This is a genomic window from uncultured Intestinibacter sp. (assembly GCF_902468165.1).
Classification (GTDB): domain Bacteria; phylum Bacillota; class Clostridia; order Peptostreptococcales; family Peptostreptococcaceae; genus Intestinibacter.
In genome coordinates this window covers 62,798-73,587 of the sequence record NZ_CABQXJ010000006.1, presented here as the reverse complement: position 1 = coordinate 73,587, position 10,790 = coordinate 62,798, and the positions used below count along the sequence as shown (strand labels likewise).

Below are 10,790 nucleotides of genomic sequence, written 5' to 3'. Positions count from 1 at the left end.
AATATCAAATATATATAATTATATCTAACTAAATAAATATTCGCTTGTTAAAAGCCCTATGTTTTTATGAAAACGTTATTTTAGAGTTCAATGTAATTACATATGATAAAATAATTATAGTTTTTTATAAAAATAATAAAAAAATCATTCGTATGATTACATAAAAAAATGCATTAAAATATAGATCGAATCTATACTTTAATGCATTTTATTTTAATAATTAATTATCGCCTGTTTTTTGTTGAATAACTTTTTCAGCTATATTAGCTGCATGATCTGAAATTCTCTCTAAGTTACTTAAAATTTCTAGATATATGATACCATTATCTATACTACAAAGATTATTATTTAATCTTCTCATATGATTTACTCTACATGATTCTTCCATTATATCTACTTGTTCTTCCATTTTTATAACTTTACAAGCTAAATGTACATCAGAAGTAACCATAGCTTCTAATGCATAAGTATATGATGAAATAACTTTATTATACATATCGCTTATTTCATTTTGTCCTTGTTCTGAGAATGAAACTTGACCATATATTGCTGATTGTGCTATTTCTGCTAAGTTTTCAGCATGGTCACCTATTCTCTCTATATCATTTACTGTATTGAATAATGCATCTACAGTTTCTCTATCTTCTTCACTTAATGGTGCTTTAGATAATTTTAAAAGATAATTTAATATAGTTTTTTGTAATTGATTTATTATCTTTTCTTGCTTGAAACTTTTTTCGATAGCATCAGTTGATGCTTCTAATATACCTTCCATAGCATGGTCAACACTATATCTAGCTTTTTCACCCATTCTAGATACTTCTTTTATTGTACTAGCTAAAGCTATTGGTGGAGTTTGAATCATTCTGTCATCTATATATTTGATTACTCTTGATTCATCTTCTTCTGTCTCATCATTTTTATCTGGAACAATTTTCATTGCTAATTTAACAATTAGTTTGTTACATGGTAATAATAATAAAGTTGAAACTATATTGAATATAGTATGTACATTTGCTATTTGTCTAGCTACATTATTTGGATCCATTTTAACAACTATATCTACTACGAAACGATTTAAGAATACTAAGAAAATAATTGTTCCTAATATATTAAATATTAAATGTATCATAGCTGCTCTTTTAGCATTTTTGTTTGCTCCGATACTTGATATTAATGAAGTTACACAAGTTCCTATATTTTGTCCATATAATATAGGTAAAGCTGAAGCAAGTGGAACTAATCCTTGAGATGCTAAAACAACTAACATACCCATTGCTGCTGATGAACTTTGTATTATTGCTGTTATACCAAATCCTAAAAGAAGTCCTAAGATTGGATATCTTCCGAATGTAGCTAATAAATCTGTAAATCCTTTATATTCTGCTAATGGATTTACTGCTACTTTCATAGATTCCATACCTGTAAATAGTAAACCGAAACCTATAAATACTTCTCCGACTTGTTTATATTTTTCACTTCCGCCAAATAAATATAGTAAAATACCTATTCCTAATGCAAGTGGAGCTAAACCAGTTAAATCAAATGATACTATTTGAGCTGTTATTGTTGTACCAATATTTGCACCCATAATTACTCCAACTGCTTGTGGAAGTCCCATAAGACCTGCATTAACAAAACCTACTACCATTACAGTTGTGGCACTAGAACTTTGTATAACTGCTGTTACTACAGCACCAAGAATTACACCCATAAAGATGTTTTTAGTTAAAAGTTCAATAATTTTTTTCATTTTAGATCCGGCTACTTTTTCTAATGATTCTCCCATTAGGTTCATACCGTATAAAAATAGACCTAGACCCCCTAAAAGACTTATAACGATTTGCACTTTATTCCTCCTTAAGTAAATACATCATATTCGAATTTTAATTAAATTCATATTTAAGTACATGTTTATTTTATAATGTTGCAACTATAAACTTCAATACTTTTTTTAAGGTTTGTTAATTTCTTAATATAAACTTAACATAAGTATTACATGTATTCACACATAAACCATTTAATTCCATTTTTTCAGTGTTTTCAGAGCTATTTTTTTATATTATTTCATTGAAGAATATCTTTCTATTATCTTTTCAGCACATTTTATACCATCAACAGCAGCAGTTACTATACCTCCTGCATATCCTGCTCCTTCTCCACATGGGTATAATTGTTCTAAAGTTACAGATTCTAAAGTTTCTTCATCTCTTACAATTCTTATTGGAGCTGATGATCTAGTTTCTACACCAGTTAAAACTGCATCTCTCATAGCAAATCCGTTTAATTTTTTATCTAGCTTTGGTAGAGCTTCTTTCATAGTTTCACATACGAAATCTGGTAGGCACTTTCTTAAATCTACAAAAGTATATCCAGGTTGGTATGAAGGTTTAACCTTACCTAATTTTGTTGAAACTCTATCTTCTAAGAAGTCTCCTACTAATTGAATTGGAGCATTGTAATTTCCTCCACCTAATTCAAATGCTAATCTTTCATATTTTCTTTGGAACTCAACTCCTGCTAATGGATGGTCACTTCCAAAATCAGAAGGTCTTACATTTACTAAGAATGCACTATTTGCGTTTTCTTTATCTCTCGCATGTTCACTCATTCCGTTAGTAACAACTTCACCCTCTTCTGATGCTGATGCTATTACTGTTCCTCCTGGACACATACAGAATGTATATGCGGTTCTTCCGTTAGATGTATGTTCTATTAATTTATAATCTGCCGCACCTAATCTAGGATGATTATAAAATTCTTTATATTGAGATTCATTTATTAATATTTGTGGATGTTCTATTCTAGCACCTATTGCAAATGGTTTTTGGTTTATTTTTATTCCATTTTCATATAGCATTTCATAAGTATCTCTTGCACTATGTCCAATTGCTAGTATTACTACATTTGTTTCAATAACTTCTTCTTCATTAACTACTACAGATTTTATTTTTGAATCTTCCATATTAATTTGAGTTACTTTTGAATCGAATTTTACTATACCACCAAGTCTTATAATCTCTTCTCTTATATTTTTTACGACATCTTTAAGTATATCTGTTCCAACATGAGGCTTATTAGAGTATAAGATTTCATCTGGTGCACCGAAGTTTACAAATTCAGTTAATACTTTTCTACATCTTATATCTTTAATTCTTGTAGTTAATTTTCCGTCTGAGAAAGTACCCGCTCCACCTTCTCCAAATTGTACATTAGAGTTATTTTTAAATTTTCTTTCTTTCCAGAAGTTTTCTATATCTTTCGTTCTATTGTCTACATCTAATCCTCTTTCAAGCATTATAGGCATATACCCTCTTTGTGCTAAAACTAAAGCTGCAAATAATCCAGCAGGACCACTTCCGATTACAACTGGTCTATGTTTTAATTCTTGATTTCCAGATTCAACACCGATATATTCTCTTTGTTTTATTTCTACAACATCTTTTAATTTTTTATTTAGAAGTTTACTTTCATTTTTTACAATTACATCAACAGTATATACAAAGTCTATCTTTCCTCTTTTTCTTGCATCTACTGATTCTTTATATATAAAGTATTTTTGTAAATCTGATTCTTTTATTTTTAATTTTTTTAGTACACTACTTTTTATTTTTGATTTGTCGTCATCTATGCTTAATTTGATATTAGATACTCTCAGCATATAAACATCCTCCATTTCTATTTTGCAATCTATCTTTTTATATATTCATTTTCAAAAAGATAGCGAACTCTTAGAGTTCGCTTTTTATTCGTTAAAGTTTTTCACTTATAAGTCCTCTTATTACTTTCATGTTGTTGAATACTTTTTCTAAGAAGTTTTCAACCTCTTCATTGTCTAATAGAGCTATTTCTAATTCATCTTCTTGTGATATATTTTTTGATTCACAATATGATTTAGCTATATTTATTAATTCTTCTTTACTCTCAGAAGATAAATCGTATTCTTTAAAGTCTATGATTATATATTGTTTTATTTTCTCTTGGTTACCTTCGTTATAACCTATTTCTATATGGTATATAACTCCGAATAAATTTTGTGGTTCTTCAGCACCTTTATACACTGGTACTGCTGGGTTTGATTTTATAAAATTAGTTGATACTGCAATAGGATTTCCTAAAGTAAAACTCATAAAAATACCTCTTTCTCTGTAATATACTTCTTTTTATATTTTATCATTTTTTTTATATATTAAAAGACTTTTACATAAATTTTATTATTTTATTTGACTTAAATATGTGAAATTTAACGAAAAAATACCCTATAAAGTAGTATTACCGTATTTTAACTACTTTATAGGGATATTTTTAGCTTATTTTTAATTCTTTATATCTCTTACTTAAAGTTTTAACGCTGATGTTGTATTTTTTCGAGATTTGTCCTTGTGTCACTGTATCATCGCTGTCTTTTCTAACTTCGTATTCAATGGCTGCTGCCCAGCCATTCTCACTTCCTGTATAGGATTCATATGTCTGTTTAAATTTTTTCCATTCTTTTATGCATTGTTCTTTATACTTGTCTTCTACTTTCGATATTAATACGTCATATACTTTACACTGCTCTTTTGGTTGTTTGCTTTTATTAGTTTTTGTCTTTTTTTTATTTTTATCTTGCTTATTTTCTAATTTATCACTTTTGGACTCTTGCTTGAGTTCTTGTTTTGGTTCTTTTTTAATTTTTTTATCATTTGTAACTTCTTTTGTATTTTTATCTAGATCTTTCTTCTCCTCTGTCACCTCTAATAATGGTTTTTCTTTAGGTGGATCTTCCACCATTAATCTTGCAACTATATTATTTTCTATTTTTGATTCAATTTGCTGCTCAATTTTTGACATTGATATATTTTCTATCTTAGATTCAATTTTTTCTGCTTTATATATAGGTATTCTCTCTATCCTAGTCGTCAACTGCTCTTCTGTCTTTTCAACATTGCAATCCTTATTCTTCACTACCCCTTCCATATGCTTAGCAATTATAGGTTCTGACTTTTTAGTAGCTGATTGTGAAGTTATTTCGGAAAGTTGTTTTTCAAGTTGTAATTCTTTTTCTTTTAATCTCAATTCTCTTTCTTTGAGTAATTTTTCTTTTCTAATAAGTTCTAATCTAGCTTTTATTTCTTCTTGTCTCTTTGTCGTTTCTATTCTTTGTTTTAATTTATCTTCTAATCTCTTATTTCTTCTATTTCTATCTTTAAATCCTTCTGGATTTCTTGATTTTCTTGCCATTACTTGTCTTCGTGGTTTTTCTTTTAAAGTAACTTTATTATCTTCGTCGGATTTGGATGTTGTATCTACCAGAGCTGAATTTGATTTTATTGCAACTACCCCTTCATAATCAACATCTGCCACAATTTCATGTTGGGCTTGTCCCATCACCAGTTTTCCTTGTTTATCCTTATCCTCAATTTTTTTCATAGCTACTTCTTTTTCTTTATGTGTATATTGTGGTTCTTTCATCACCATGTTTTCTGGATTTTTGTTATCTTGATGTTGTGATTTATTTATTGTTAGTTCTTTTGCTTTTTCTATTTCCTCTGCTACTTTATCTACTACCAGTTCGCGTGTTTTCTCAATTTCTTTTTGTGTTTTATTTACCACCAGTTCTTGTGCTTTGTTTACTTCTTGTTTTAACTCTTTATCTGGCACCAGTTCTGATGTTTTTTGATTGTAATTTGGTTTTTCTTTATGTCTTATTATTTCTTTTGATTTATTATTTTCTTGTGGTTTTTCTTGTCGTTTGTCTTTTATTGCCACCAGTTTTTCTGGTGTATTACTTTCTTCTTTGACTTTATCTATCACCAGTTTATCTACTTTTGTTGTAAGTTTATTCACCAGTTCTGGTAATTTGTCTTTTTGATTAATTACATTTTGTTCTTTCACCAGTTTTTCATCAATTTCTTTGCTATCTTTATTAATAAGATTTGAGTTTTGTTTTCTTCTCTGTTCTTTAGTCAATTTCGATTTTGTTTTATTTGATATGTTGTTAATTTCTTGAGTTGTATTTAAATCTAAGTCTGTTTTAAGTTCTTGTGTTTTAATATCTGTTGGTTGTTCTTGAATTTCAAAAATAGCTTCTTTTTCTGCCTGTTGAATTATTGTCGGTTCTTCTTTTGTGTATTCTTCTTTAATAAATTCAACTAATGGCATTGCTATTTGTCTCTTAATCTTTTCTTTTGTTTTTTGTGCTGTTTGTTCTTCAACTTCAAAAATAATTTCTTTTTCACCATGTTGAACTATTGGTTGTTCAAATTTTTCTTCTTTCATATTTTGTTTTTGAGCAATTTCTTTTTCTCTCTGTCTAACCATTAGTAGCTTTAATTCACGTTCTTTTTCTTTTTCACTCTTTGGTGCTATTGATTTTATATTGTTATGCACCACAGCATTGTTTAATATGCCTTCTGTATTATTACTTTCTTCATTGCATGGGGTTTGTACTATATATTCTCTTCGTGATTTAATTAAATTTTGATACATAAATTTAATATTATTTATTAAGCACTGTTTCTTTGTTTTGCATTTCTTTTTAGTCTGTTTATATCTATTGTCTATGTCATTTTTAATCTGGGTCTTTCTACTTTCGCTTATTTTAATTGTTTTGTCTAAGAAAATTTTAGTTCCACCTACATTGACGACCCTCGCGAGTAAGAACTCACCTTCCTTATACAAACTAAATAAGTCAATGTCCTCTACATATAAGTCTTCATTTAATAGAATATCTCTCAGTAACACCTTATTAATATCTTTCTCTTTAACTTGATATACACTCATGTATGAGTTTAATGTATTTTCAATTATTTCTTCATCAGTTTTATTGATATTTGCTTTATTTTTATTAAGATAATCTAGCATTATACTACTTTGTTTGTTGTATTTAAAATTTACTAGATAGTATACGTTCATTACATTTTCTAATTCATAATTTGTAATTCCAAAGTCTACTTTGCATTTGTTTTTATATGGCTTTTCATATTCACTAGAGAATTCTATTACCTTTTTCATTATAGTGTCAAATTGTCCTTCCGCTAATTTAACCCTATTTCTCGCGATGTCTTTTGCTTTGTCTTTTTCTAGGCAGCATTTTTTATACTTTCTTCCGCTGCCACATGGACAAGGTTCATTTCTCCCAATCACTTTAAATCCCCCATTCTTCTTTAGATTTTCTTTATGTCATAGCTTTTAGTCAATTAAATTAGTTTTCTATAAGAAGATGTTTTTTTCCTCTTAAAATTAATTATATTCATACTACATTTTCCTTTATATAACTCCATTGATTTACATTTATCACTTTGTTTTTTGATTATAGCCTTTTAAACGACTCTAAACGTCATAGTACAATTTATTTTTCTGTCTTGATCAGTTTCTGTTTGGGAATTTTCTATTTTTATCATTTCAATTGAGTCATATAAATCTAATTCTTTTAATTTTTTATCTATTTTAAATAGATTTTTTGAATTTGAGGAAAAATTCAATTCTAGTATTACTACTTCGGATTGCTCACCTTGTTCATATTGTTTATTTATAAAATTTATATCTACTAAATTTCCTATGCTCTTTTCTATTGATAAAATTATATCCTCTGCAACCTTTTCTTTTTCTGAAAATACTTGTATAGAATCGTCTTCTTGTCTTAAAGTTAAAATTTCATTCCTTTTTTCTTCTAGTTTAGTATTTTTCGCTCTAAGAGGATTTATATATAATAATGTAACTAGAACATAAATTGTTGCTATTATCAATAAAAAACATAGTGATTTATTCTTTTTTAATAGTTTCAATTTATTCCTCCTAATGTATATTCAATCTTAAAAAAGTATTTGTTGTCTTTCTTTTGTAATTCTTGAATATCAAATTTATTTATATTTTCTAAATCAGATACTTTTTGTAATACTTCTGTATCTTCACAATACCCCTGAATTTCTACTTTATTAGAGTCAGAATATATACTTTGGATTTTTTCTATGCCTATGATTGAACTTATTTCTTTTATTTTAGATAAATTTATTTTAGATTTTTCTTTATTTAAATTGTTAGATGATGAAGTATTAATCTCACTAGTTTTTAAATCTTTTTCATATTCATAATCTGAAATAAATTCATTAAGTTGGTTATTTTTAAATGAGTTTATCCCAATTTGTAATATTGTCATAAATACTATAATCAAAATACTTATTTGATATAAATTTAAATCTTTTTTATCTTTTTCAAAAATATTAATACATTTACTATTTTTACTCATTTTAAATTACAACTCCTATATTTACTAAATATTTGTTATTTTGAATATCTATTGTTTTGTCTGAACATAAATAACTTATATTTAATTTAGAATTAAGTTTATATACCTTAAATCCATTTTCTTTGAGTGTATTTATAAAATTATCTTCTTTTCCATAATAAAAAATATCAATATCTTTATCTAATAAGTTAGTTATATATTCTGAACTACTTTCTTTACTAAATACATTTGATGTATAAATTTTTTTCATTTTAATATAATTTAAAATTATTACATCATCCATATTTTCAATAACCATACAATCATTATTTTTTAAATTAATCTTTTCTCGATCTATCAATTTTTGTAATATATCAAAATTCATATTTAGATATTTATGTTTCAGATTTAAGCCTGTCGCTATATCTAAGCAAATTTTTTCTATTTCTTTTGGAAACAAAATTATCTGCAAATCCATTTTATTTTTTCTGTAGTCTAAAATTTTGTATTTTACTATGTAGTCATCTAAAGTTAAGAGACTATCCTGTAATATTTCAAAATTTATATATCCATCTAAATCTCTTTTTCTTATTTTGGGTAAATCCTTATGTTCTCTGATTATAATTCGTGAATTTTGAACGACGAAAAATACTTCTTTTATATTGTACTTTTTTATAATTTCTTTTAGATTTTTTATAAATTCCCTTTTTATATTTAATCTTTTGAGTTCTTTTATTCCTTTATCTATATTGATACAATCTATTACATCTAGCTTTAAGGGAGATTTATCTATTATTAATATTTCACTATCGTAATTATTTAGTTTAATTGTTATACAAGTTCTAATAAGATCACCTCACAATCCAAATATTATTCCTCATAATTTCCTTATTCATTTTATTTATGGAATTATTTATTTTAAATATTTTTATTCTCTTGGATAATATGTCTTTTTACCTAAAGTTACGGTTACTTTTCCGTTATCATCTATTGTAACCTCAAAATCACCAGCATCTTTTTGTTGTGATTTAGGAGTTGATTGAAGGTAGTTTTCTTTAACTAAGTTTTCAATACTAACTGCCTTTCCATCTGCATTAGCTAGTTGTGCTGCTGTAGCAATATTTGCCGCAGTCGTATAGTCCATATTCTTCTTTGCATCTTGTTGTACTTTTGTATAACTTGTCATTGCAATTCCTGAAAGGATTGCCATTAATGTTATTGCGATTACTACTTCAATTAAGCTGAAGCCATCTTTTTTATATTTCAGTATCCCTCTTTTAGATTTTGCCTTTAATATATTCACCAAATTTTCACCTATGTTTTTCATAAAATTCCTCCTTTGAAATTAGTTATTTTTAAAATGCAGAAACCATATTAAACATTGGAATTACCATCGCTATTACAATTATTCCTACTATAATTCCCATCACTAAAGTGATTCCTGTCTCAAAATACTTCATTGTGATTTCAATATTTTGCTCAATTTCACTTTCATAAAATTTATTAACAACTGCTAAAGTTTCTTCTAATCTACCTGATGCCTCTCCTACTGATATCATTCTTATAAAAAATGGCGAAAATAAATTTATATCATCAAGAGATTCACCTATTTTATTTCCTTCTTTTATAGAGTTATTAGCAATTGATATTTTTTTATATAGGTAATCTTTATCTATCACCTTCGCTGATATATCTATTGCACAAACTATTTCCACACCACTTCTAATTAGTATGTATAGTGATTTTGAAAACCTGTTTGTAATATCCATCAATCTATAATCACCTATCTTAGGCAATTTAAAACTCAATCTATATACATCATCTTTTAATTCATCGTTATTTTTAATTAAATATATACTTGAGATTATTAATGTAAATCCTATAAAAAATATAAGGATAAAATTATGTCTAAGAAAATTTGATACAGATATCATTATCTGTGTTATCGCTGGCATTGTTGCATTGCTTTGCGAATAAATTTCTTCATATTTTGGGACAACAATAAACAGCATAGCAAAAACAGACAATACTGTCGCAACAGCTAAGATGATAGGATATATACTAGAGCTTTTAATTTTGCCTTTTACTTTAGACTCTTTATCATAATAGTCACTTAATGTATACATAACTTGGTCCAGATTACTGCTTAATTCTCCTGTATGCACCATACTTATAAAGAAATTTGAAAATGCATTTGTATGTTTAAACGATTCGGTTATCGAATTTCCTTCTTTTATGCTATTTAATATACTTTTTATTATCGGTTTTAGTTTTTTACTAGATTGTTGTTCCAACATTTCTAATAATGATATGATGTCACTTCCTGATTCAAGTAAAATCCCTATCTCCTTACAAAAAATCTTTAAATCTTTTTCGTTAAGTTTTTTTCTAAAATTAAATAACGACTTTTTCTTTTTCATAGATGATATACTAAGCTTATTTTCTTTAGCATATTTTAATACTTCACATTCCGAATCAAAATCTAGATGTATTACCTTTCTTTTATTTTGTTCATCATATACAACACATTTGTAGTATTCCATAAATCACCTCTATCATTTTATTTTTATAATTTATAGAT

9 protein-coding genes are annotated in these 10,790 nt (G+C 26.8%); all 9 read right to left on the bottom strand.

Annotated features, from left to right (window positions below; all coding sequences use genetic code 11):
- Positions 1–220: 220 nt before the first annotated feature.
- Entirely contained in the window at positions 221–1,849 is a 1,629-nt protein-coding gene (locus RDX53_RS02335; protein ID WP_307993653.1) for a Na/Pi cotransporter family protein, read from the bottom strand.
- 213 nt (positions 1,850–2,062) lie between these two features.
- Complete coding sequence (locus tag RDX53_RS02330; protein ID WP_295676412.1) at positions 2,063–3,661, bottom strand: NAD(P)/FAD-dependent oxidoreductase; 1,599 nt, start codon at positions 3,659–3,661, stop codon at positions 2,063–2,065.
- 91 nt (positions 3,662–3,752) lie between these two features.
- Positions 3,753–4,130, bottom strand: coding sequence for a hypothetical protein (locus tag RDX53_RS02325; protein ID WP_195929633.1), 378 nt, complete (start codon positions 4,128–4,130; stop codon positions 3,753–3,755).
- 175 nt (positions 4,131–4,305) lie between these two features.
- Positions 4,306–7,128: an SEC-C metal-binding domain-containing protein gene (locus tag RDX53_RS02320; protein ID WP_307993652.1), complete on the bottom strand. Its 2,823-nt coding sequence runs from the start codon at positions 7,126–7,128 to the stop codon at positions 4,306–4,308.
- Positions 7,129–7,304: 176 nt separating this feature from the next.
- Positions 7,305–7,769: a hypothetical protein gene (locus RDX53_RS02315; RefSeq protein WP_195929632.1), complete on the bottom strand. Its 465-nt coding sequence runs from the start codon at positions 7,767–7,769 to the stop codon at positions 7,305–7,307.
- Positions 7,766–8,230, bottom strand: coding sequence for a hypothetical protein (locus RDX53_RS02310; RefSeq protein WP_295776937.1), 465 nt, complete (start codon positions 8,228–8,230; stop codon positions 7,766–7,768). Before RDX53_RS02310 ends, RDX53_RS02315 begins: the two co-directional genes overlap by 4 nt.
- A gap of 1 nt (position 8,231) precedes the next feature.
- Positions 8,232–8,687 carry a hypothetical protein gene (locus RDX53_RS02305; protein WP_295676404.1) on the bottom strand — a complete coding sequence of 152 codons (456 nt, stop codon included), beginning with the start codon at positions 8,685–8,687 and terminating at the stop codon, positions 8,232–8,234.
- 450 nt (positions 8,688–9,137) lie between these two features.
- On the bottom strand, positions 9,138–9,536 hold the full coding sequence (locus tag RDX53_RS02300; RefSeq protein ID WP_307993651.1) for a prepilin-type N-terminal cleavage/methylation domain-containing protein: 399 nt from the start codon (positions 9,534–9,536) through the stop codon (positions 9,138–9,140).
- A 28-nt stretch (positions 9,537–9,564) separates the two neighbouring features.
- Complete coding sequence (locus RDX53_RS02295; protein WP_295733424.1) at positions 9,565–10,752, bottom strand: type II secretion system F family protein; 1,188 nt, start codon at positions 10,750–10,752, stop codon at positions 9,565–9,567.
- Between the last annotated feature and the right edge of the window lie 38 nt (positions 10,753–10,790).